Genomic DNA, 24020 nt, shown 5'->3' with positions numbered 1-24020 from the left:
ATTCATAAAAACAAATCGGTATCAACAAACTTGGCACACTATTGAGTTCTCAAACAACAGACACACCCGGCACCACCACAACCCCATTCAAGGCCACGGCTCGCTCCGGAGCAACTTTCCAAACTTACCGGCCGGCTTCCAACTTGTCAAACCGGCGTCCCGCAACCATCTTCACCCTGAGGCGTTGTGGTCGGTTTTTCCGCCTGACTCCGTGGAGCAGCGCGGAAATAAACTCTACCACCACTTGCCCGGGAAGGCCAACTCCACCCGGCAGGCCCTCCCCCGCCGCCAGCGGCTGGGTATGAAAAAGCCCGGAATCACGCGGATCCCGGGCTATTCCAAAAGGTCCAAACAAACTAGACCGTTCCGGCTGCTCCTGGCTTCGCGGCCGACGGCTTGGCTGCCCCCGGCTTGAAGTAGGAAGCACCCAGTGGCGGCAATGTGACAGTCAACGTTGCCGGCTGCCCGTCCTGTCCCTCACCTGAGGCCTTGAGCTCACCATCATTGAGGACGCCGGATCCGCCGTAGGTGGTGTGGTCGGTATTCAGCACTTCGGTCCAGGCTCCCGCCGTCGGGACTCCCAGCGTGTAGCCCACGTGCGGGGCCCCCGAGAAGTTGATGGCGCAGACGAGCGGGTTGCCGTCGGTGTCCCAGCGGATGAAGGACAGGACGTTGCGGTCCGCGTCTCCCCCGTTGATCCACTGGAAACCGCCGGGCTCGTTGTCCCGGGTGTAGAGGGCCGGGGTGGATTTGTACAGCTCATTGAGGTCCTTGGTCAGGAGCTGCAGGCCCTTGTGCGCCGGAATGTCCGCAAGCCACCAATCCAGGCCGTGCTGCTCGGACCACTCGGCTTCCTGGCCAAATTCGGTGCCCATGAAGATGAGCTGCTTGCCCGGGTGCGCCCACTGGTACGCGAGGAAGGCCCGCAGGTTGGCGAGCTGCTGCCAGCGGTCACCCGGCATCTTGCGGAGCATCGAGCCCTTGCCGTGCACAACCTCATCGTGGCTGATGGGCAACAGGAAGTTTTCGGTGAACGCGTAGACCATGGAGAACGTCACGGTGCCGTGATGCCACTTGCGGTTGACCGGATCCTCGGAAGCGTACTTGAGGGAGTCGTGCATCCAGCCCATGTTCCACTTGAGGCCGAAGCCCAGCCCGCCGTGGCTGGTGGGTGCCGTCACGCCGGGGAACGCCGTGGACTCCTCAGCGATCATGACCGCGCCGGGGTGCGTCTTGTACACCGTCGCGTTGACTTCCTGCAGGAAGGAGATGGCTTCCAGGTTCTCCCGGCCGCCGAACCGGTTGGGCTGCCACTGCCCGTCCTGGCGGGAGTAGTCGAGGTACAGCATGGAGGCGACGGCGTCCACCCGCAGTCCGTCGATGTGGAACTCATCCAGCCAGTACAGCGCGTTCGCCACGAGGAAGTTGCGCACTTCGGTGCGGCCGAAGTCGAAGATCAGCGTGCCCCAGTCGGGGTGCTCGCCGAGGTTGGGGTCCGCGTGCTCGTACAAGGCTTCGCCGTCGAACTGCGCAAGAGCCCAGGAGTCCTTGGGGAAGTGCGCGGGGACCCAGTCCAGGAGCACGCCGATGCCCGCCTGGTGCAGGGTGTCCACAAGGTAGCGGAATTCGTCCGGGTGCCCGAACCGGGAAGTCGGCGCGAAGTAGGACGTGACCTGGTAGCCCCAGGACCCGCCGAACGGGTGCTCGGCCACCGGCATGAACTCCACGTGCGTGAAACCCAGCCACTTGACGTAGTCCACCAGTTCCTTGGCCAGTTCACGGTAACCCAGCCCCAGGCGCCATGATCCGAGGTGCACTTCGTACACGCTCATGGCCGAGTTGTGCGGGTCCCGCTGGGCGCGGGCCTCCATCCATTCGTCGTCCTTGAAGGCATAGGAGGGTTCCACCACCTTGGATGCGGTCAGCGGGGGAACCTCGGTGCCGAAGGCAAGGGGATCGGCTTTCTCCACCCAGTAACCGGACCTGGTCCGGATTTCGAATTTGTAGCACGCCCCTGCCAAAACGCCGGGGACGAAGATTTCCCAGACCCCCGAGGAACCCAGGGAGCGGAGTGAGTGCTCGCGTCCGTCCCAGCCGTTGAAGTCACCCTTGAGCCGGACGGCCTGCGCATTGGGCGCCCACACGGCGAACGAAACACCGTCCACATCACCCAGCGAGGACTTGTAGTGCTGGACATGGGCCCCCAGGACCTCCCACAGCTTCTCGTGCCGGCCCTCGTTAATCAGATGCAGGTCCACCTCACCCACGGTGGGCAGGTACCGGTAGGGTTCGTCAACCGTTACGGGTTCAGCGCCGGGATAGGTGACGGACAAGCGGTAGTCCGGGACGTGGCCCTGCTGCAGCGGTTCCAGGACAGCAGCCCACACGCCGTGCGCCTCATGTTCCATGGGAACCTCGCCAGCCGCGGTGATGACGGTGACTGCTTCCGCGAGGTGCTTTACGGTGCGGATGGTGACGTGGCCGTAGTCGTCCAGGTGCGCACCAAGGACGGAGTGGGGGGCGTGGTGTTCACCGTTCGCGATCCTGCCCAGGGTGCCGTCATCTACGTGCAGCGGCACTCCCGGCCGGTCAGTTCGTGCTGAGCCTGTCATTTCGTTACCTTCCGATGCTGCGCCGGCCTGGTGGCCGGAGCTGTTACCGCTAAGGAGCCGCCTGGAGGCATTCACTGGTATTGCCAGCCAGTCGGGCCTGTTACGCATTTCATAAACTACTTCGTAGAGCGCCTTGTCCAGCCACAATGCCACAAAGAGCGGCGAGTTCCTGTCCACGGTGCCGGGGGTGACGCCTGCGTACCCTTCGAGGAACGCGTCGGCGCAGTCGTCAACCCAGGACGCGGGCACCTGCGCGCCTTCCTGCTCGCGCTGGGCCGCCCCTGCTGCGTAGTCAAAGGACCTGAGCATGCCGACGACGTCGCGCAGGGGAACATCGGGGACGTTCCGTTCGGCGATGGGCCGCATGGGCTCCCCCTCGAAGTCGAGGATGGCCCACCGGGCGCCCCCGCCAGCCGTGCCGGCGGCCTGCGGGACTTGGAGGATCTGGCCGAGGTGCAGGTCGCCGTGGATGCGCTGCAGCGGGCCGGCGGGTACGCCGTCGAGGCCGTCCAGCAGTGCATTCAAGGGTTCGTCGTAGGGCCCGACGGCGGGACCGGCTTCCGTCCATGCCTGGCGGACGCGCTGGGCTACTCCGGGCCCGATCACCTTCCCGGATTCGCTTTCGGCTGACTGCCCGAGTGCTTCGGCCAGACGCCGGTGGACGGTGGCGGTGGCCGCACCCAGGGCGCGGGCCTCGGCGGTGAAGTCCGTCCCTGACCGGGCGGCATCCACGGCAAGGCGCCAGGCATCCCGGCCGCCGGCCAGGAACTCATGGGCCACCGCGAGTTCGCCCTGGACATGGCGGGTGCCCGTATCGCCGGAGGCCGTCCTGCCCTGCGCCATCCATTCTCCGCGGACCCAGCCAAGGGTGGCCGGCACTTCGGAGGTCCCGGCGGACGTCAGTGCGGCACCCACTTCGACTTCCGGGTTTGTCCCCTCGGACAGGACCCGGAAGAACTTCACGATGGCGGCCGATTCGCCGTCGTCCACGATGACGGAACTGTTGGACTGCTCACCGGACAGGACCTTCACCACGCCGCGGGCGGTGGGCAGCCGGTAGCTTCCGGGCACTTTGTAGCCCGTCGCCGTGCCGCTGGGAGCCTTGGACTCCTGCCGGATCAGTTCCAGCCAGCCGCCCACGAAGTCGGGATCGTGGACCGCGTCATAGACCCAGGGCCGGGACGGGTCCGTCCCTGCGGCCTGGCCAACGAGGGCCCGCTCCATACCGGCCGCGGGCGCCGGCCGGAAGCTCAGCGGGACTTGGACTACGGCGGTGCGCCGGCCGCCGTCGGCACCACGGGTGGTGACATTGAGCAGGAAGACGGCCAGCGCGGCGTGCCGGGAGGGATCGTCCAGTCCCAGGCTGCCTACCTGGGACATGTCGAAATCCGGTGTTTTGACGGGGAACCAGCGTTGCCTCGGAAGCCATTCCTTGAGGAGCGCGGTCAGGGCGGGGGTGAGGATGGGCTGGTTCATCTCAGTTCTCTATCGACAGGATGGGCATGGCCTGGGTATAGGGCGACGACGGGTTCGAGGCTGCAGACCTAAGGCGCAACCAGAAGAAATCGTGGCTGCCCAGGGTCAGCGTCAGCGTGCCGTCGTCGTTGATTCCGGGGAACGTCTGGCCGCCAAAGACGTCACGCAGCCCGCGGCCGGCGTACTCCGGAACCCGGAGCCTGGCGGCCACCGGGTGCTGCGAGAGGTTGAAGGCGCACAGGATGGTCTCGGCGTCTGCACCGGCGGCATTGCCCTCCGGCAGTTCGCGAAGGTAGGCAAGGACGGCGTCGTGGTCGGCTTCGACATGCTTGAACCCGCCCAGCCCAAATGCCGGGTGGTTTTTGCGGACGCTGAGGATCTGCCGGGTCCACCTCAACAGGGAACCGGAATGGGCGGCCTCGGCCTCCACGTTCGCCATGCTGTAGTTGTACACCAGCGACTGGATCGGGGGCAGGTAGAGCTTGCCCGGATCAGCATGGGAGAAGCCCGCGTTCCGGTCCGGGTTCCACTGCATGGGGGTGCGGACGGCGTCGCGGTCCTCAAGCCAGATGTTGTCCCCCATGCCGATCTCGTCCCCGTAGTACAGGAACGGGCTGCCGGGCAGGGACAGGAGCAGCGCGTTGATCAGCTCGATTTCCGCCCGCGAGTTGTCCAGCAGCGGCGCCAGCCGGCGGCGTATCCCGATGTTGGCCCGCATTCGGGGATCGGGCGCGTACCAGCCCAGCATGGCCGCGCGCTCATCGGCCGTGACCATTTCCAGGGTCAGTTCATCGTGGTTGCGCAGGAAGGTGCCCCACTGTGCGCCCTGTGGAATGTCGGGGGTGTCCTGCATGGTTTCGATGATGGGGGCGGCCTTCTGGTCCCGGAGCGCGTAGTACAGCCGCGGCATGATCGGGAAGTGGAACGCCATATGGCATTCCGGTTCCGCCTCGGTTCCGAAGTACTCCACCACTTCGTTCGGTGGCTGGTTCGCCTCGGCGATGATGACGCGGCCGGGGTAGTTTTCGTCCACCATGGTGCGGAGCTTCCGGAGGAACTCGTGGGTGGCGGGCAGGTTCTCGCAGTTGGTCCCCTCTTCCTCGAAGAGGTAGGGGATGGCGTCCGCGCGGAAGCCGTCGATGCCCTGGTCCAGCCAGAACCGGACCACATCGAAGAGCGCCTCGATCACCTTGGGGTTTTCGAAGTTCAGGTCCGGCTGGTGGCTGAAGAACCGGTGCCAGAAGAACTGCCGGCGGATGGGGTCGAACGTCCAATTCGATTCCTCGGTGTCCACGAAGATGATGCGGGCGTCCTGGTACTTTTCGTCCGTATCGCTCCATACGTAGAAGTCGCCGTACGGGCCGTCGGGGTCCTTGCGGGACTCCTGGAACCACGGGTGCTGGTCAGAGGTGTGGTTCAGCGGCAGGTCGATGATCACGCGGACGCCCCGCGCATGCGCCTCCGCGACCAGCCGCTTGAAGTCGCTGATGGTGCCGAACTCGTCCAGAACGGAGTTGTAATCCGAGATGTCGTAGCCGCCGTCACGCAGCGGCGACTGGAAGAACGGGGGCAGCCAGAGGCAGTCCACTCCCAGCCACTGCAGGTAGTCCAGCCGGTCGATGAGTCCGGAGAAATCTCCGGACCCATCGCCGTTCGCATCCGCGAAAGCCCGTACGAGTACCTCGTAGAACACAGCCTTCCGGTACCACAGCGGATCGTGCTGGAGACCTGGCGCATTGAGCTCGAACGTGCTCTTGGGAGTGAAGTGCTGGCTGGAACTTTGCGGATTAAAACTCACTGATGCATTCTCCTCACGCTCAGGATATGTGCAGGCTCTACATGCGGATCGAGGCGGACGTAGTTGAATTCACCCCATTCCCAACTTTCGCCGGAAATCAGGTCGTCCACGTAGAAGGTCCCGTTGGCCGTCAGGTCCTGCGGATCGAGCTCAAGAGCTGCCAGGTCGAGCGAAACACTGCATTCCTTGGTGACATGGGGATCCACGTTCACCACCACGATGAGCGTGTCCTTGGAGCCGTCAGGAAGAGTCTTGTGCTTGGAGTACACCACAGTGGAGTCGTCCGTGCTCTGGTGGACCGTCAGGTTCTGCAGGTCCTGCAGGGCCGGGTGGTCGCGGCGAAGGTGGTTTAGCCGGGTGATGAACGGTGCGAGGGTGCGCCCGGATTCTGCAGCGGCGTCCCAGTCCCGTGCCTTGTACTCAAACTTTTCGTTGTCGATGTACTCCTCTGCGCCTGGCCGGGCCACGTGCTCATAAAGTTCGTAGCCGGCGTACACGCCCCAGAGCGGGCTGGCGGTGGACGCCAGGACAGCCCTGATCCTGAAGGCGGCGGGCCCGCCGTACTGGAGGTACTCGGTGAGGATGTCCGGGGTGTTGACGAAGAAGTTCGGCCGGAAGAACGCCGGGGATTCGTGGCTGACCTCGTGGAAGTAGGCCTCGATCTCCTTCTTCGTGTTGCGCCAGGTGAAGTAGGTGTAGGACTGCTGGAAGCCTGCGCGGCCCAGGGCGTGCATCATGGCCGGGCGCGTGAACGCCTCAGCGAGGAACACCACGCCTGGCTCCGTTTTATTCACTTCGGCAATCAGCCATTCCCAGAACCACACCGGTTTGGTATGCGGGTTATCCACGCGGAAAATCTTTACGCCATGGCTCACCCACAGCAGGACAATCCGCAGAATTTCGTTGGAAAGCCCCTCGGGGTCATTATCGAAATTGAGGGGATAAATGTCCTGGTACTTCTTGGGGGGATTTTCGGCGTAGGCAATACTGCCGTCCACCCGGGTTGTAAACCATTCCGGATGCGACTCCACCCATGGATGGTCCGGGGCGGCCTGCAGCGCGAGGTCCAGGGCTACTTCCAGGCCCAGTTCGTTGGCCCGGGCCACGAACGCATCAAAGTCCTCGAAGGTACCGAGGTCCGGATGGATGGCATCGTGGCCGCCCTCTGCGGCACCGATGGCCCAGGGTGAACCGGGATCGTTGGGACCGGCGACCAGGGTGTTGTTCGGTCCCTTGCGGTGCTGCACGCCGATGGGATGGATGGGCGGCATGTAGATCACGTCGAAGCCCATGGCGGCCACGCCGTCCAGCCGCCGGGCGGCGGTGCGGAAGTTTCCGGACGTCCAGGCACCGGTGGAGTGGTCCTTGACGGCGCCTTCGGAACGGGGGAAGAACTCGTACCAGGCACCGCGCCCGGCGCGGTCACGCTCCACGAGGAGGGGGTACTTTTCGGAAACAGTCACCAGTTCGCGGATGGGCTGGCGGGCCACGATGTCAGTCACCCCGTGGCTGAACCCGGCGGCGAGGCGCTCCTCCGGGCTGAGCGCCCGGTCCGCCAGCCTGTCGGCCACCCAGCGCAGCGTTGCCCTGTCCGCCTCGCTGCGGGAGTCGTCGTCGGCCGCTTCGGACAGCAGCGCCGCACCTTCGGCGAGCATCAGCTCGACGTCGATGCCGGCGGCGACCTTCACCTCGGCGTTGTGGTGCCACGTGCCGTAGCGGTCATGCCACGCCTCGATGACGAAGGACCAGTTGCCCGTTTCCGACGGCGTGAGGATGCCTTCCCAGCGGTCCGTCCCCATGCCGCGTTCCCCGCGGGGCGGTGCGAGGCGGACGCGCTGGCGCTCCGCGCCGGACGGGTCCAGGAGCACGGCGCTGACGCCCAGCTGGTCGTGCCCCTCCCGGAATGCGGTGGCACCCACCACGATTCCTTCGCCCGGCAGGGCCTTTGCGGGGAACTTTCCACCCTCGACGACGGGCTGCACGGCAGTGATCGGAAAACGTCCGAACCGCAGTCCGTCGGTGATGCGTCCCGTTGGCATTTTCGTTGATGCGGCACTGGTTACTGAGTTAGTCGTCACAGGCTCGACGTTAGCGAGAAATGACGAAGATTGCTAAGCCTGCTCACTAAATTCGTTGTGCCGCGCCTCATTTCCTTCATGCCCCTGTCATTTACCCAAAAGAAACCCAAAGCTGGTTCCGGCTGCCCATGTTGTCGGTTAGTGTGACGCAGGTGAAGGCAATCCGCAGGTTTACGGTCCGTACAGTCCTCCCCGAACCCATCCGGCCCCTGGCACGGCTGGCGAGCAATTTGCGCTGGTCCTGGCACCGGCCCACGCGCGAACTCTTCGCCGGGCTGAATCCCCGCCTGTGGGAGGAAAGTGGGCAGGACCCGGTCGGTTTCCTGGGCATGGTCAGCCGGGAGGAACTCCAGCGGCTCGCCGCAAGCCAGTCCGTGGTGGAGCGGGTACGGGCTGCCGAGGATGACCTTGACAGGTACCTGGAGGAACCGCGCTGGTACCAAAGCCTTGGCACGGACGCGCCGGCCGCCATCGCCTACTTCTCCCCCGAGTTCGGCATCACCGAGGTGCTCCCGCAGTACTCGGGCGGCCTGGGCATCCTGGCCGGCGACCACCTGAAAGCCGCCTCGGACCTCGGAGTGCCGCTGATCGGCGTCGGCCTGCTGTACCAGGCCGGCTATTTCAAGCAGTCGCTGTCCCGGGACGCCTGGCAGCAGGAGACCTACCCCGTCCTGGACCCGGACGGCCTACCGCTGACCCTGCTCCGCGAGCCCTCCCCCGACGGCAACGGCCGGCCCCTGCAGATCACCCTCCCGCTGCCCAACGGGCGCCGGCTGCTGGCCCACATCTGGCGTGCCGACGTGGGACGCGTTCCCCTGCTGCTCCTTGACTCCAACGTTCCGGGCAACGACGACGCTGCCCGCAGCGTCACCGACCGCCTGTACGGCGGCGGCGGGGACCACCGTCTCCAGCAGGAACTGCTGCTGGGCATGGGCGGGGTCAAGGCCCTGCGCGCCTACCAGCAGCTCACCGGCTCGCCGGCGCCGGAAGTGTTCCACACCAACGAGGGCCATGCCGGCTTCCTTGGCATCGAGCGCATCCAGGAACTCATGTCCGGGGACCAGGCCCTCACATTCGACGAAGCCCTGGCGGCCGGCCGCGCTTCCACCGTCTTCACCACGCACACCCCAGTGCCGGCAGGCATCGACCGGTTTGAGATTTCCCAGATCAGCCACTTCTTCCAGGCCGGGCTGGCGCCGGATGTGCCGGTGGACCGCATCCTTGAACTGGGCCGCGAAAACTACGCCGACGGGAATCCTGCCGTGTTCAACATGGCAGTGATGGGCCTGCGCCTGGCGCAGCGCGCCAACGGCGTGGCCAAGCTGCACGGCGAAGTGTCCCGTGGCATGTTCTCCGCTCTGTGGCCGGGCTTCGACCACTCCGAGGTGCCCATCACGTCCGTGACCAACGGCGTGCACGTCCCCACCTGGGTGGACAGCCGCATCTCCAAGCTGGCACGCGACCAGTTCGGCAGCGAGGCGGAGGCGAACGGCCGCTGGGACCTGGCGTACAACGTCAGCGACGCCGACGTCTGGGCGCTGCGCCGCGAGATGCGGTCCGCACTGGTGGAGGATGTCCGCCGGCGGCTGCGTGCCGCGTGGAAGAAGAGAGGCGCCGCAGATGCCGAGCTCCGCTGGACGGACACGGTCCTTGACCCCGACGTCCTGACCATCGGGTTCGCCCGCCGCGTGCCCACGTACAAGCGCCTGACCCTGATGCTGCGCGAGCCGGAGCGGCTCAAGGCACTGCTCCTGCACAAGGAGCACCCCATCCAGCTGGTCATCGCCGGCAAGTCCCACCCTGCCGATGATGCGGGCAAGAAGATGATCCAGGACCTGGTCCGTTTCACCGACGACCCCGAGGTGCGGCATCGGATCGCGTTCCTGCCCAACTACGACATCGCGATGGCCCGGACGCTGTTCCCCGGTTGCGACGTCTGGCTGAACAACCCGCTGCGTCCTTTGGAGGCGTGCGGCACATCCGGCATGAAGGCGGCGCTGAACGGGTCGCTGAACCTGTCCGTCCTGGACGGCTGGTGGGACGAGATGTACGACGGCGAAAACGGCTGGGCGATTCCCACCGCCAACAACGACGCCTCCCCGGAGGAACGCGACGACATCGAGGCGGCTGCCCTGTACGAGCTGCTCGAAACCCAGGTTGCCCCGCGGTTCTACGGCAGCACGGTCTCCGAGGATGCCGGAGCCGCCGGGCCGTCGACGACGGAGGCCGAGAAGGTGCCCACGCACTGGGTGTCCATGATCAAGCACACCCTGTCCCACCTCGGCCCGGCGGTTTCGGCCGAGCGCATGCTCCGGGACTACGTGAACATCCTGTACCGTCCCGCGGCGGAAGCGGGACGCAGCGCCAGCGCCAATGCCTTTTCGCAGGCCCGCTCGCTGGCGTCCTGGACTGCCAAGGTGCGCTCCGCCTGGCCCCAGGTCCACGTGGAGCACGTGGACTCGGTGGGCGTCTCGGAGGACCCGCAGATCGGTGACATCCTCCAGGTCAACGCCTACGTGGCCCTGAACAGCCTCTCGCCGGAGGACGTCTGCGTGGAGGTGGCCTACGGCCGGGCGGAGGAAAGCGACACCCTGGCGGACATCACCCTGATGGAACTGCAGGTGAAGGAGGACCTGGGCAGCGGACGCCACCTGTTCAGCGGCTCACTGGTCATCGACCGCTCGGGCACGTTCGGTTATACAGTCCGGGTCCTGCCCCGGCATGCGGCGCTTGCTTCCAAGGCAGAGCTGGGGCTGATCGTCAACGCGTAGCGCGGCGGGCCTCGGCCCGCTCCCCTGAACGGACACAGGAGGACGTATGACCGAACGTACAGTGGCCGATGTCATTGTGGAGCGGCTTGGGAGCTGGGGTGTGGACCGGGTCTTCGGCTACAGCGGTGACGGCATCAACGGCTTCATGGGAGCGCTCCGCCGGGCCAGGGACCGCATCGAGTTCGTCCAGGCCCGGCACGAGGAGACTGCGGCGTTCATGGCCGTGGGCCACGCGAAGTACACGGGCGGGGTGGGGGTGGTGACCTCCACCCAGGGGCCCGGGGCGGTCCACCTCCTTAACGGGCTCTACGACGCCAAGCTGGACGGCGTCCCCGTGGTGGCCATCGTGGGGCAGCAAAGCCGGACCGTGCTGGGCTCGGCGTACATGCAGGAGATCGACCTCAGCGCCCTGTTCAAGGACGTCGCTTCACAATTCGTGCAGCTGGTCAGCACGCCGGAGCAGATGCCCATGGTCCTGGACCGGGCCTTCCGCACCGCGAAGGCGACGTCATCGCCGTGCGTCGTCATCGTCCCGCATGACATCCAGTCGGCGCCGGCCCCGGAGCTGGAGCAGAAACACGGCATCGTGGTCACCGCCCCCTCGTGGAGTTCGGCGGCCAGGACTCCCCGCGAGGAGGATCTGGATGCTGCGGCTGCGCTCCTCAATTCCGCCCAGAAGGTGGCGCTGCTGGTCGGCCAGGGGGCCCGCCATGCCGCCGCCGAAGTTGTGGCCGTGGCGGAAAAGCTTGGCGCCGGAATCGCCACCAGCCTGCTGGGCAAGCCCTACGTGGACGAAACCCTGCCCTTCGCCGTGGGAACCATGGGGCATCTGGGTACCACCGCCAGCGCACACCTTCTGGGCAACTGCGATGCCCTGCTGATTGTGGGCTCGAACGACCCCTGGACCGAGTTCTACCCGCCGCCCGGGGCTGCCCGCGCCGTCCAGATCGACATGGATGAAAAGAAGATCGGCAACCGCTACCCGGTGGAGGTGGGCCTGGCCGGCGATGCAGCCTCCGCCCTTGCCGCCTTGGACCGGAAGCTCGAGCACCGACCGCGGGGCCAGTGGCGCTCAGACGTGGAGCAGGAAGTCAGCCGCTGGCGCATCCTCGCCGCGGACCGCGCCGCGGTGCCCGCCACCCCCGTCAACCCGGAACGCGTGGTCCGGGAGCTCAACGGCAGGCTTCCGGCGGACGCCCAGCTAAGCATCGACGTCGGAAGCTGTGTTTACTGGTATGCCCGGCAGCTGGTGCTGCCCCGCGGCGTGCCTGCACACCTTTCCGGGACCCTCGCCAGCATGGGGTGTTCCATCCCCTACGGGATCGCAGCGAAGCTCGCGCATCCGGACCGGCCGCTGGTGGCACTGGCCGGGGACGGCGCCATGCAGATGGCGGGTATTGCCGAACTGGTGACGGTGGCCCACCGCTGGCGGCAGTGGCAGGACCCGCGGTTCGTGGTGTGCGTCTTCAATAACCGCGAGCTGACGGAGGTTACCTGGGAGCAGCGCGAGTCCGAGGGCGAGCCGCGGTTCGCGGACAGCCAGGAACTGCCTGATTTCCCATTCGCCGGATACGCGGAGCTGCTGGGCCTGCAGGGTATCCGGGTGGAGGACCCGGACCAGCTCGGCGATGCCTGGGAGCAGGCCTTCGCCGCGGACCGGCCTGTAGTGATCGAGGTGCTGACCGATCCCGAGGTCCCGCTCCTGCCGCCGTTCCCGGCTGGCAAGGAGAAGGCGGAGAGCATGCGCAAGGGACTCGCGGCAGAGGACGACGGCGGCAGGGCCGCGGAGTTGCTCGACACGTACGTTTCGCACGAGGAGCGTCCGGACGCGTGAGGCTTACAGCAGCACTGCAGTGACAGCAAGGTCCTTGCCGGCATACTGTTCGGCGTCCTGGAGAATTTCGCAGATGACGCCGAACGCCCGGTCGCTTCGGAACGGAGCAGCAACCTGCCACAGGAGGGTGACCGGGGCGTTGCCGTTGTCCGTGATCGCATCCGCAAAGTCGTGGAGTGAGTCGTTCAGGGCATCGAGGTTCACGCCGTAATGTTCGGAGAAGCTGAGGACCTCGCCAAAGGTCTCCAGGACCACCCTCTTGCTGTCGGCCGGGGGGACAACCAGGCTTCGCCGTCCGGCATCGGCCACCTGCTCCTGCAGTTCTTCCAGGGTCCAGGTATCACTGGAGTAGATCTTCATGGTTGTGCTTAGCTGCCTTCCGCTATGAACGTGAACGACTCGTAATGGTCATCGGTGTAGTATTTTTCGCCGTTGTCGCCGGCGACGATCCGCCGGGCGCCCCGGTCGGATTCCCCGGGCGTGGGCACCGTGTACTCCCGGTAGTACCCCCTGTCGCGCCGCGGCAGGATGCGCTCGAAGTTACCGAAGACCTGGTCGTCCTGGCTGTACCGGTACGGGCCGCCGGCGCGGATGAGCTCAAGGACCCTGCGCCCTTCCGCCGGAAGTTCCGATTCCGGGATGGCTGGCAGCCCGGATGGGTTGTTGGCCGCAGGTGCCGGGGCCGGCACGCCCGGCCCGGACGGCGATGCGGCCCCCGGTGCTGCCGTCGCGCTGGACGTGGCGTCCGGCGTCGTACTTTCCGTCAGCTGGCCCAGTACGCCGGAGCCGCCGAAAGCCACCAACGCCAGCAGCACGAGGGCACCCAGCAGCACGGGCAGGAGGGAGCGGTTACGCATTCTGTTGTTCCTGCCTAGGTGCGGTAGATGCTGATGGAGTTGGCCTCAACGAGGTCCTTCTCCCCCGAAGCCACTATGCCGCCCTGCCGCAGCTCGTGCAGCGGCGAGGTGGTCAGCCGCAGTTCGAACATGCGGGGGGCGGTGCCTTCGGCAGTGACGCGGGGCAGGGTGATCTGGACGTCTGAGGTGCTTCCGTTCACCACCACCAGGCCGGCCAGGGAGCCGTCGTCGGTGCCGAGCAGGAGCTGCATCACCCGGTGCCGCGGGTCATTCCAGCGCTCCATGGACATGGGCCGGCCGTGCTGGTCGTACCAGTACAGGTAGGACTGTTCATCACGCACCGGGAAGTCGTGGGGCTGGGCAGCCAGGAACTCCTTGCGCAGCCGGATGTACCGCTTGGTGCTGCGCAGCATCTCGTGGGATTCCGGCGTCCGGGTCCAGTCCACCCAAGTGGTGGCGTTGTCCTGGCAGTAGGCGTTGTTGTTCCCCTGCTGGGTCCGGGCCAGTTCGTCGCCGGCCGTGATCATGGGGACGCCGAGGGAAATCAGCAGCGACGCCATCATGTTGCGGCGGGACTGTGCGCGCCTGGCCAGGATCTCGCCGTCTTCGGTGGGGCCCTCCACACCGTGGTTATAGCTGCGGTTGTCCCCGTGGCCGTCCCGGTTTTGCTCGCCGTTGTCCTCGTTGTGTTTCCGGTCAAAGGAGACGAGGTCATTCAGGGTAAAACCGTCATGGGACGTGACGTAGTTGACCGAAGCCAGGCGCGAGCGGCCGGAGGGCTGGAAAAGTGCAGCGGAGCCGGACAGCGCGTCGGCGAGTTTTGCCACGGACCCGCCCTGGCCACCGGCTTCGAGGGCGGCGCGGTCCGCCAGCCAGAATGAGCGGACGGTGTCGCGGAAGTGGTCGTTCCAGTCCACCCAGCCGCCCGGGAACCGCCCGGTCTGCCAGCCGCCGTAACCCACGTCCCACGGCTCGGCAATGAGTTTCACGTCCGACAGGACCGGATCCGCGGCGATGGCCACCAGGAACGGGTGCCGGGGGTCGAACTCGTTGGCCCCGTTCCGGCACAGCGTCACGGCCAGGTCGAAGCGGAAGCCGTCGATGTGGAATTCGTCCACCCAGTACCGGAGAGAGTCCAGGACCATCTGGACAACCCGGGGCTCGCCGAAGTTGAGGCTGTTTCCGCAGCCTGTGGTGTCCACGTACCTACCGTGGCCATCGGTCCGGTAATAGGTGTCCTCCCCCAGCCCGCGGAAGCTGACGGTCTGGCCGTCGGGCCCGCCCTCTGCAGTGTGGTTGTAGACGACGTCGAGGATGACTTCCAGCCCGGCGGCGTGGAGCATCTTGACCATGCCCTTGAACTCGTCCTGCACGGCCTGCGGGCCCGCCTGCTGTGACGCACGGGTGGCGTAGGCCGGGTGGGGCGCGAAGAAGGCGGCGGTGTTGTATCCCCAGTAGTTGGTCAGCCCCAGGTCCTGCAGGTGCGGCTCATCGAGGTGGAAGTGCACCGGCAGCAGCTGTATGGATGTGACGCCCAGGCCCTTGAGGTGCTCGATGATGGCGGGATGGGCCATGCCGGCGTAGGTGCCGCGGAGCTCCTCGGGCACGTCCGGGTGGAGCATGGTCTGCCCGCGCACATGGGCCTCGTAGATGATGGTGTTGCGCCACTGCAGCCGCAGGCGCTCGTCGGCGCCCCAGTCAAAGTCGCTGGCCATCCGGACGCTGGTCAGGAAGCCGTCCCGCTGGTCCACGGCACGCCCGTACGGGTCAAGCAGGAGCGGCTGGCCGGCGTCGTCCTCGTCAACATCCTTCGTGGGCACCGCAAGGGGCAGGGACTGCGACTGCTCCGGGGCCGCGGGGCGGAACCCGTACCGCGAGCCGTACGGCAGGTCCTCCACGATGCCGTGGTGGACGCCATGGGTGACGTTCGGCAGCGCCTGGACGCGCCAGTCCCCGCCGGGGGCGATGTAGACGATTTCCAGGCTGGGAACACCGGGCGCATAGCAGGCAACGTTGGCGCGGCCCCCGGCCCGGTGGCGGGTCCCGCCGGAATCCGCGCGCGGAACGCTGACACCGAGGGGAACGGCCGTTGAGGCGTCCATGGTGGAAGCGGTGTCGAAAAGCGGCATGACCATCACCTAAATAGTAGCCGCCAGCGGCACGTGGACAGCCCCGGCGTCACGATGGCACCGGGGCTGGCCCGCGGGTGGCGGTGGTGGAAACTACTTGGTGGCGCGCTGGCGGGAGACCTCGTAGAGCGAGATGCCAACGGCCATGGATGCATTAAGGGATTCCATGGCGGAGTCGATGGGAATGGAGACGATCTGGTCGCAGTTTTCACGGACCAGGCGGCTCAGGCCCTTGCCTTCGGAGCCCACCACGATGCACACAGGTTCCGTGGCGAGCGTGAGGTCCGGCAGCGAGACGTCGCCGTCGCCGTCCAGGCCCAGGACAAAGATGCCCATGTTCTTGAACTGCTTGAGGGCGCTGTTGAGGTTGGAGGCGCGTGCCACGGGAACGCGGACAGCTGCGCCGGCACTGGTCTTCCAGGCGGATGCAGTGACGCCTACGGAGCGGCGCTCCGGAACGATGACGCCATGGCCGCTGAAGGCGGACACTGAGCGGATGATGGCGCCGAGGTTGCGGGGATCGGTGATGCCGTCCAGGGCGACGAAGAGCGGCGCGTTGCCGATGTGCCCCTTCTTCCACTTGTCCACCGTCTCTTCGGCCAGGTCATAGGCGTCGGCGTAGTCGTACGGGGGGATCTGCAGGACCAGGCCCTGGTGCACCGCGTCATCGGTCATGCGGTCAAGCTCGGGCTTGCCGGTTTCCAGCAGCGGGATGCCGCGCTCAGCCGCGAGCTTCAGGGATTCCTTGACACGGTCGTCCATCTCGATCCGGATGGCGATGTGCAGTGCCTTGGCTGGGATGCCGGCGCGGAGTGCCTCCACCACGGAGTTACGGCCGGTGACGACTTCCTCGGTGGCACGTCCCTTGGGCCCGGATTTTGCTGCCCCGGCGCTGCGGGCACCCGTGCCGCGCTTGGCCGCAGAGCGCTCGGACAGCTGCTTGGCTTTGTGCGCCTTGTGGTACGGACGGTCCTCAGCCTTGGGCGTGGGGCCCTTGCCTTCGAGGGCCTTGCGGCCATGGCCACCGGTTCCGATGGTTGGGCCCTTCTTCGCTTTAACCGATCGGCGACCATTATTGGCCATGTTGTTCCACCCTTAATTGTGTTGACTGAGTCTGCTTACCAGTCTACTGACCGAAGAAAAATCGACGTTCCCGGGTGGCAAAGCACCCGCGGTGGCAGCCGGCAGTCAGGTCTACGGGGCGCAGTCAGTCACCGGCTCAGGTGGGTCAAAGGGGGTCAGTCGCGCTTCAGGCTCCAGGTGGCGCCGTCCGGACCGTCCTCGACCACGACGCCGGCTTCCTTCAGGGTGTCCCGGATGGCGTCCGACGCCGCCCAGTCCTTGTTGGCGCGCGCTTCGGCCCGGGCCGCCAGTTGGGCCTGGACCAGGACTTCCAGGGCGGCTGCCTCGCGGGCGTCGCCCGCCGGACCGGATGCCACGTCGTTCAGGCCGAGCACCCCGAGCATGTCGTGCACCTGGTGCAGGGCCTCCCGGGCGCCCTCCAGCCGGCCCTCAGTCAGCGCTGTATTGCCGGACCGGACTGTTTCGTGGAGTACGGCCAGGGCCTGCGGCACGTTCAGGTCATCGTCCATCGCGCGCTCGAACGGGGCCGGCACTTTCCCATCGGTGACAAGGCCGTAGGTTTCGCCGGCGGCCAGTGCACGGACGGCGCGGTTGATGAACCCTTCAACGCGTTCGACGGCGGCTGCGGCCTCCTGCAGCGACGTCGGCCGGTAGTCCAGCACCGAGCGGTAGTGCGCCTGGCCGAGGTAGTAGCGGACCACCCGCGGGGAGGCCAGCTCCAGCATCTCGGCAGGGCTGATGGTGTTGCCGATGGACTTGGACATTTTCTCGCCCTCGTACGTCACCATGCCGTTGTGCATCCAGAAGTTGGCGAACGGGTGGCCTGCCGCCTGGGACTGCGCCATTTCGTTTTCGTGGTGCGGGAACCGCAGGTCCAGCCCGCCCCCATGGATATCGAACTCCGTGCCGAGGTATTTGGTGACCATGGCCGAGCACTCAAGGTGCCATCCCGGACGCCCGGCACCCCACGGGGAAGCCCAGCTGGCGGTAGCCGGTTCGCCCTCTTTGGAACCCTTCCACAGGGCGAAGTCGCGGGGGTCCTTCTTCCCGCGGGGATCGGCGTCGGGGGCTGCCTGCATGTCGTCGATGTTCTGCCGGGTCAGGGCTCCGTACTTGCTCCAGGAGCGCACGTCGAAGTAGACGTCGCCTGAGTCATCGAGGGCGGGGTAGGCATGCCCCCGATCGATCAGCTGCTGGATCAGGGTGTGCATTTCCGGGATATGCCCGGTGGCCCGGGGTTCGTATGTGGGGCGGGAGACGCCCAGGGTGTCGTAGGCCTTCAGGAACTCCTGCTCAAACCGGTACGCCAGCGCCCACCATTCCTCGGCTGCCACGTCGCCGGGGCCGCCGCTGAAGTCCGGGGCGAAAGACTCCGCCGACTTCGCCAGGATCTTATCGTCGATGTCGGTGACGTTGCGGACCACCGTGACCCGGTGGCCGCGGTACTCCAGCCAGCGGGTCAGCTGGTCGAAGGCGATGGCGGAGCGGATGTGCCCCACGTGGGGCATGCCCTGCACCGTTGCCCCGCAGTAGTAGAGGCTGGCCCTTCCGGCGACGAGGGGGACGAAGTCGCGGACTTCGGCGGAGGCAGTGTCATAGAAGCGCAGGGTCACCGCTCCAGATTAGCCGATGGCGCCGGACGGCCGCGGATACACCAGGGCGGTGGCCACGGCGCAGATTCCCTCGCCGCGGCCCGTGAATCCCAGCCGGTCGCTGGTGGTGGCCGTGACACTGACGGGTGCGTCTGCGGCGTCGCTGAGCACCTGCGCTGATTCCTCGCGGCGGGGACCGAACTTGGGCCGGTTGCCCACGAACTGGACAGCCACGTTACCGATCTCAAAACCGGCCGCGCGGACAATCCGTGCAGCTTCGGCCAGCAGTGCCACCCCGGAGGCGCCGGCGAACTCGGGCCTGTCGGTTCCGAAGTGGGTGCCCAGGTCGCCGATTCCGGCGGCCGAGAACAGGGCATCGGCGGCGGCATGGGCCACGGGGTCCCCGTCCGAGTGCCCGGCGAGGCCACGCTCGCCCGGCCAGAGGAGTCCGCCCAGCCAGAGGGGGCGCGGGGCATCCTCCGGGGCATAGGCATGGACGTCCACGCCGATTCCGGTACGGGGAATGATCATCGGGTTGTTTTGCACGCCTATCCCTCCACCCAACGGGCGCCAAGGGGGCCTTCGAGCAGCCCCTCCGCCAGGATCAGGTCGAGGGGAGTGGTGATTTTGAGGGACTGGGTGGAGCCACGCACTACGTGGACGGCCGTGCCGGTCATTTCAACAAGCATGGCGTCATCGGTGACGGCGGCGGCCTGCCGGGGCTCCAGGGCCCGGGCTGCCTGGTGGGCCCGCTGCAGCGTGCGGAAGCGGAAGCCCTGCGGCGTTTGCACCGCCCGCAGGTCCTCGCGGGGTGCGGTGCCTGTGACGACTTCAGGTGCCAGCATGCTGCCCTCACCCGTGGTGGCTGCGACGGTCTTGACCGTGTCCACCACAGGGATGGCGGGAATGACGGCTTCAGCACCCGCAGCGAGTGCTTCCACCACGCGGTGGAACACCGACTCCGGAGTCAGGGCGCGGGCGGCGTCATGCACCATGACCGCTTCGGTGCCTTCCATCAGCGCTTCCAGGCCCGCGCGGACTGAGTCCGCCCGGGTGGCCCCGCCGTCGACGATGGTGAGCAGCGGACCACCGTCGGCGAGTTCTTCCCGGAAGTCCTCGCACAGCCGGCGCAGGCCATCATCGCCTGCCGGCAGGGCAACGCAGACCTGGCTGCTGATTCCGGCCGCAACGATGCCGCGCAGGGCATGCATAAGAATGGGTTCGCCGCCCAGCGGCACTGCAGCTTTGGGCATCCCGTAGCCCAGTCTTTGCCCGGAACCTGCGGCCACCAGGATCACCGCGGTGACCAGGCGCTTAGCTGTTTCGCTCATGCGGACCAGCCTAACGTCCCGGTGGGCCGGCGTGCCGAACAAACTCAAGCCGGAACCGGAAGGACTCGCGCTCAGGCCCCCGAGCCATATTCAGGACGGCTGTTTCAGGGCAAAAAGAAGCCCCGGCCGCACTTGCGTGCCGCCGGGGTTCAATTCTTAGGAAGCCAGGACCTCGTCGAGAACGCTTGCCGCCTTCTCTTCGTCGGTCTTTTCAGCCAGCGCCAATTCTGAAATCAGAATCTGCCGGGCTTTGGCCAGCATTCGCTTCTCGCCTGCGGAAAGGCCCCGGTCGTGATCCCGGCGCCACAGGTCGCGAACGACCTCAGCCACCTTGATGACGTCACCGGAAGCAAGCTTCTCCAGATTTGCCTTGTACCTACGCGACCAGTTGGTGGGCTCTTCGGTGAACTCGGCACGAAGCACATCAAACACGTGCTCCAGGCCTTCCTTGCCCACTACGTCCCGGACCCCAACAAGGTCAACGTTTTCTGCTGGAACTTCAATGGTCAGATCACCCTGAGCCACCTTGAGCTTGAGATACATTTTCTCTTCGCCCTTGATGGTGCGCATCTTGATTTCTTCAATCTTCGCAGCACCGTGGTGAGGGTAAACTACTGTCTCGCCGACCTCAAATACCATGTGGACATTTCCCCTTTCCCGCAGACCAGTTTATCACGATTCAGGCATATGACCGGCCGCGGAAAAGGCCCGGAACCGCGGAAATACGCGGAAAATCGGGCAAATCAACCCCCCTGGACCCCTTGACGGATGCGGATAATAGTGCATCGTCCAGGCGCTGCCAAGGGTGATATGACGGCGCCGAATCCTCGTTTCAGCGGCTTTGCGGATAGGCTATGGGCTGAATAATGTTTCAAGACTCTCGAGGAGTACGTGACGTGCGTTTCACTGCGATGAACCGGGCCCAGCGCGCCAAACTGGCACTGACGGCAGGCGCTCTTGGCGTCGGGCTGCTGGCGTCAGGCTGCGGGTACATCAATTCCCAGCAGACAAGCGAGCAGTACCAGTCGTCAGACGGCATCATCACCGACCTCGGGCCGCTGCAGCTCCGGAACATCCTCATTATTTCGGCGGGCGAAGACCAGCCGGGCCGCCTGATAGGCGCCGTCTACAACTCCTCCTCCCAGGACGTGAAGCTGACGGTCAACGGCGCCGAAGGCTCGCAGACCGAGGTTCCCGTCAAGGCCAACGACTACACCCTGCTCAACGAGAGCTCGGACGAAGCCATCCTGAGCACCACCGGCGGCATCCCCGGTTCCCTCGTGGACGTGAAGATCACCGAGGACGGCACCAACGTCAGCAACACCGTCAAGGTTCCCGTCCTGGATGCCACGCTTCCGGAGTACAAGGAGTACCTGCCGGCCGGCAGCACGCAGTCGCCCTCGCCGACCCCCTCGCCGACGGCTTCCGAACTTGGCGGCGGCACCGGCCACTAGGCCGGCGCAGCAAGCCGCAGACAAAAGGGAGGCGCCGGCCGGCCCCTCCCTTTTGTTATGCCGTTTCGGCGTGCAGCCTACGGCTCGAACTTGTACCCCAGCCCGCGCACCGTCACCAGGTACCGCGGCGCCGAGGGATCGGGTTCAATCTTGCCGCGGAGCCGCTTCACGTGGACATCCAGGGTTTTGGTGTCCCCCACATAGTCCGAGCCCCAGACCCGGTCGATCAGCTGGCCGCGGGTCAGCACCCGGCCCGAGTTGCGCAGCAGCATTTCGAGGAGCTCGAATTCCTTGAGCGGAAGCAGCACCTGCTCCCCGTCCACGCTCACCACGTGCCGTTCGATGTCCATCCGGACCGGCCCGGCCTGGACCGTGGAGGAAATCAGTTCCTCCGGCTCACCCTGGCGCCGCAGCACCGCCCGCACCCGGGCCACCAGTTCACGGGAGGAATAAGGCTTCGTGACGTAGTCGTCGGCCCCGAGCTCCAGGCCCACCACCTTATCGATTTCGGAGTCCTTGGCGGTCAGCATGATCACCGGCACGCTGGAACGCTGCCGGAGCTGCCGGCAGACCTCGGTACCGGAAAGCCCGGGCAGCTGCAGATCCAGCAGCACCAGGTCCGCGCCGTTCCGGTCGAATTCGGTGATGGCGTCCAGGCCGTTGTCCACCACCTCCACCTCGAACCCCTCCTTGCCCAGCAAATAGGACAACGGATCGCTGAACGACTCCTCGTCCTCGACAATCAGAATCCTGCTCAAGCGCTAGCTCCTCGTTCTTTTGCGCCTGCGGCGCGGGGTACTTGGGTGACAGTTGGCTGGTCGGTGTGCTGCCCTGACGGCCCCCGCACAGGGGCGGCAGCAGGCGGAAGTTCCTCGTCGCCGTCGTGCCCCTCCATCTCGGGAAGACGGAGGGTGAAAGTGGATCCCTGGCCCGGCTGGGACCACAGGGTCACCTCGCCGCCGTGGTTCGAGGCAACATGCTTGACAATGCTCAGGCCCAGGCCCGTGCCGCCGGTGTGGCGGGAACGCGCGGAATCCACCCGGTAGAAGCGCTCGAAGACGCGTTCCTGGTCTTCGGCGCTAAGGCCCTCGCCCTGGTCGGTCACGGAAATCGACACCAGGCCCTCCTTGGTACGGACGCCTATGCCTACGCGTGTGTTGGCCGGGGAATACCTGATGGCGTTGTCGATCAGGTTGCGAAGGGCAGTCACCAGCAGGTCCTGGTCGCCGAAGACCTTACCGTCGGTCCGGCCACCCACAACGATGGTGATGTTCTTGCTTTCCGCGGGCAGCTGCGACCGGTCCACGGCCTCGGCGATGACGGCGTTGATGTCCACCGGGCGGCCCTCCTGCGTCACGCTGGCGCCCTGCAGCCGGGAGAGTTCGATGATGTCCTGCACCAGCGCCGCGAGGCGGCCGGATTCCTTGTGCATGCGCTTGGCAAAGCGACGGACGGCCAGTTCGTCGTCGGCCGAAGACTCCAGGGCTTCGGCGAGCAGCGAGATGGCACCGACGGGGGTCTTGAGTTCATGTGAAACGTTGGCAACGAAGTCGTTGCGGATTTCCTCGGTGCGCGTGATCTCGGTGCGGTCGTCCGCGAGCAGGAGGATGTATTCCTCCCCGAGCATCGCGGCCCGCACCTGCACGATGATGGTCCCCTGCCCCAGCGGACCACGCGGCAATTCAAGTTGCTTCTCAAGGATGACGCCGTCACGGCGGACTCCGGCCGTCATGTCCAGCAGTTCCTTATGCACCACCGTATGGCCGCGGACCAGCCCGTACGCGTAGGCGGCAGGACTCGCGCGGACCACACCGTCCACGGCGTCGACCACAACAAAGGCACGTCCGACGACGGCGAGCACCTCCGCGGCGCCGGCCGGCAGGGCCGGCTCTCCAGCGTCCACGTCCAGCAGCCGGCGCTGCTTCTCGCTGACCCGGTAGGCGAGCACGCCGAACGTGCCAAGCGCCAGGCCGACGAGGCCTGCGACCAGACCGATGAGCATAGGATCCACAGATCCACCTTATGCTCTTACAGGGGGCCTTCCGGCGCGTCAGGACCGCCTGCGGCGACGGTTCAACTAACGTTCACCTGCAAGGGCTTAACCGTTCACCGGGCAGTGGCAGAGTAGCGGGTTGGAGTGCCGAACGGCGACACGATTCCCGCTGCCCTGACACGGGCCGCAGGAGTTCCAAGGAAAGGACGCCTACGTGCGTAAGGTTTTTCAGGAAGAGCTCACCCATGTGGGTGACCAGTTGGTGGAGATCTCCCGCCTGGTCAGCGAAGCGATGGACAAGGCGACCACTTCCTTTGAAGTGGCGGACGTGGACCTCGCCCAGGACGTTATTGCCGCGGACGCGCGGATCGACTTCCTGCAGAACAGCCTGGACGAGCGGGCCATCGATATCCTGGCGCTGCAGGGTCCCGTTGCCAGCGACCTGCGCATGATCGTGGGCTCCCTCCGCATGAGTGCGTCGCTGGAGCGGATGGGAGACCTTGCCCGGCACATCGCACAGCTGGCCCGCCTCCGGTTCCCGTCCACGGTCATTCCCGGGTCCATGACCGGCACGTTCAAGCGGATGGCCGAAGTGGACCAGATGATCGCTGACAAGCTGACCGTCCTGCTGGAAACCCGCGACCTTGAAGTGGCGAGGGACATCCTGAAGGCGAACAGCGACATCAACGATCTTCACCTGAGCGTCTTCAAGGCCATCGCCGCACCCGAATGGGCCGAATCCCCCGCTACCACCGTGGATGTGGCCCTGGCCAGCCGCTACTTCGAGCGCTTCGCCGACCACGGCGTTTCCGTGGCCCAGAAGGTCACCTACCTGGTAACGGGCGCCTGGCAGCCGAACGCCAACGAACACAGCTAGCAGCCAAGCAGCGCTTACGACGGCGGGGCGGGGCCCCGGGGGGGGCCCGCCCCCCGGGGGGTTTTTTTGTTTAAGCCCAACCCCAGGGCCGGGGGTGGAACCCCCCCGAGGGGCGGTGGGGCGGCGGGGGGGGCA

Annotated in this window: 17 protein-coding genes; 4 read left to right on the top strand and 13 right to left on the bottom strand. The window is 66.1% G+C overall.

Annotation, left to right across the window (positions count from 1 at the left end; translation table 11 throughout):
* Positions 1 to 356 precede the first annotated feature (356 nt).
* From ACZ9BC_RS22630 to ACZ9BC_RS22620, 3 genes are read right to left on the bottom strand one after another with little or no spacing between them, the layout of a single operon-like run.
* A complete protein-coding gene (locus ACZ9BC_RS22630) occupies positions 357 to 4088 on the bottom strand; it encodes a 1,4-alpha-glucan branching enzyme (protein ID WP_476247919.1) in 3732 nt (1243 codons plus the stop codon).
* 1 nt (position 4089) lies between these two features.
* Positions 4090 to 5886, bottom strand: a complete 1797-nt coding sequence (gene treS, locus ACZ9BC_RS22625) for a maltose alpha-D-glucosyltransferase (RefSeq protein WP_476247918.1) — start codon at positions 5884 to 5886, stop codon at positions 4090 to 4092.
* The gene (locus ACZ9BC_RS22620) at positions 5883 to 7925 is read right to left on the bottom strand and encodes an alpha-1,4-glucan--maltose-1-phosphate maltosyltransferase (RefSeq protein WP_476247923.1); all 2043 of its coding nucleotides are present in this window, start codon (positions 7923 to 7925) and stop codon (positions 5883 to 5885) included. Before ACZ9BC_RS22620 ends, treS begins: the two co-directional genes overlap by 4 nt.
* A gap of 191 nt (positions 7926 to 8116) precedes the next feature.
* On the opposite strand from ACZ9BC_RS22620, the gene glgP reads away from it, so the two are divergent.
* Positions 8117 to 10735: an alpha-glucan family phosphorylase gene (glgP, locus tag ACZ9BC_RS22615; RefSeq protein ID WP_476247917.1), complete on the top strand. Its 2619-nt coding sequence runs from the start codon at positions 8117 to 8119 to the stop codon at positions 10733 to 10735.
* A 46-nt stretch (positions 10736 to 10781) separates the two neighbouring features.
* Positions 10782 to 12569, top strand: a complete 1788-nt coding sequence (locus tag ACZ9BC_RS22610) for a thiamine pyrophosphate-requiring protein (protein WP_476247916.1) — start codon at positions 10782 to 10784, stop codon at positions 12567 to 12569.
* Positions 12570 to 12572: 3 nt separating this feature from the next.
* Here the strand turns inward: ACZ9BC_RS22610 and ACZ9BC_RS22605 are convergent, their stop codons facing one another.
* The 8 genes from ACZ9BC_RS22605 to ACZ9BC_RS22570 form a co-directional block, all read right to left on the bottom strand.
* Positions 12573 to 12929: a barstar family protein gene (locus tag ACZ9BC_RS22605; RefSeq protein WP_476247915.1), complete on the bottom strand. Its 357-nt coding sequence runs from the start codon at positions 12927 to 12929 to the stop codon at positions 12573 to 12575.
* 8 nt (positions 12930 to 12937) lie between these two features.
* The gene (locus tag ACZ9BC_RS22600; protein ID WP_476247914.1) at positions 12938 to 13426 is read right to left on the bottom strand and encodes a guanyl-specific ribonuclease; all 489 of its coding nucleotides are present in this window, start codon (positions 13424 to 13426) and stop codon (positions 12938 to 12940) included.
* A 14-nt stretch (positions 13427 to 13440) separates the two neighbouring features.
* Positions 13441 to 15561 (bottom strand): glycogen debranching protein GlgX, encoded by a 2121-nt coding sequence (gene glgX, locus ACZ9BC_RS22595; RefSeq protein ID WP_476247913.1) that lies wholly within the window; start codon positions 15559 to 15561, stop codon positions 13441 to 13443.
* 87 nt (positions 15562 to 15648) lie between these two features.
* Positions 15649 to 16638 (bottom strand): 23S rRNA (guanosine(2251)-2'-O)-methyltransferase RlmB, encoded by a 990-nt coding sequence (gene rlmB, locus ACZ9BC_RS22590; RefSeq protein ID WP_079598276.1) that lies wholly within the window; start codon positions 16636 to 16638, stop codon positions 15649 to 15651.
* A 155-nt stretch (positions 16639 to 16793) separates the two neighbouring features.
* Entirely contained in the window at positions 16794 to 18251 is a 1458-nt protein-coding gene (gene cysS / locus ACZ9BC_RS22585) for a cysteine--tRNA ligase (protein WP_476247912.1), read from the bottom strand.
* Between the two features lie 9 nt (positions 18252 to 18260).
* A complete protein-coding gene (ispF, locus tag ACZ9BC_RS22580) occupies positions 18261 to 18761 on the bottom strand; it encodes a 2-C-methyl-D-erythritol 2,4-cyclodiphosphate synthase (RefSeq protein ID WP_476247922.1) in 501 nt (166 codons plus the stop codon).
* A gap of 17 nt (positions 18762 to 18778) precedes the next feature.
* Positions 18779 to 19561, bottom strand: a complete 783-nt coding sequence (gene ispD, locus ACZ9BC_RS22575; protein WP_476247911.1) for a 2-C-methyl-D-erythritol 4-phosphate cytidylyltransferase — start codon at positions 19559 to 19561, stop codon at positions 18779 to 18781.
* 156 nt (positions 19562 to 19717) lie between these two features.
* On the bottom strand, positions 19718 to 20200 hold the full coding sequence (locus ACZ9BC_RS22570; RefSeq protein WP_011690592.1) for a CarD family transcriptional regulator: 483 nt from the start codon (positions 20198 to 20200) through the stop codon (positions 19718 to 19720).
* 272 nt (positions 20201 to 20472) lie between these two features.
* On the opposite strand from ACZ9BC_RS22570, the gene ACZ9BC_RS22565 reads away from it, so the two are divergent.
* On the top strand, positions 20473 to 21015 hold the full coding sequence (locus ACZ9BC_RS22565; RefSeq protein ID WP_476247921.1) for a hypothetical protein: 543 nt from the start codon (positions 20473 to 20475) through the stop codon (positions 21013 to 21015).
* A 77-nt stretch (positions 21016 to 21092) separates the two neighbouring features.
* Here ACZ9BC_RS22565 and ACZ9BC_RS22560 read toward each other — a convergent pair whose 3' ends face one another.
* Both ACZ9BC_RS22560 and ACZ9BC_RS22555 read right to left on the bottom strand, forming a co-directional pair.
* Entirely contained in the window at positions 21093 to 21773 is a 681-nt protein-coding gene (locus ACZ9BC_RS22560; RefSeq protein ID WP_079598280.1) for a response regulator transcription factor, read from the bottom strand.
* Positions 21770 to 23017 (bottom strand): sensor histidine kinase, encoded by a 1248-nt coding sequence (locus ACZ9BC_RS22555; protein WP_476247920.1) that lies wholly within the window; start codon positions 23015 to 23017, stop codon positions 21770 to 21772. The genes ACZ9BC_RS22560 and ACZ9BC_RS22555 overlap by 4 nt, the downstream gene beginning before the upstream one ends.
* Before the next feature lie 205 nt (positions 23018 to 23222).
* Between ACZ9BC_RS22555 and phoU the strand changes: the two genes are divergently transcribed.
* The gene (phoU, locus tag ACZ9BC_RS22550; RefSeq protein ID WP_476247910.1) at positions 23223 to 23885 is read left to right on the top strand and encodes a phosphate signaling complex protein PhoU; all 663 of its coding nucleotides are present in this window, start codon (positions 23223 to 23225) and stop codon (positions 23883 to 23885) included.
* Positions 23886 to 24020: the final 135 nt, after the last annotated feature.

This window comes from Pseudarthrobacter sp. TE3704 (assembly GCF_056279405.1).
Note: the sequence above shows the minus strand (reverse complement) of the source record. Positions and strands in the feature narration are given on the sequence as shown.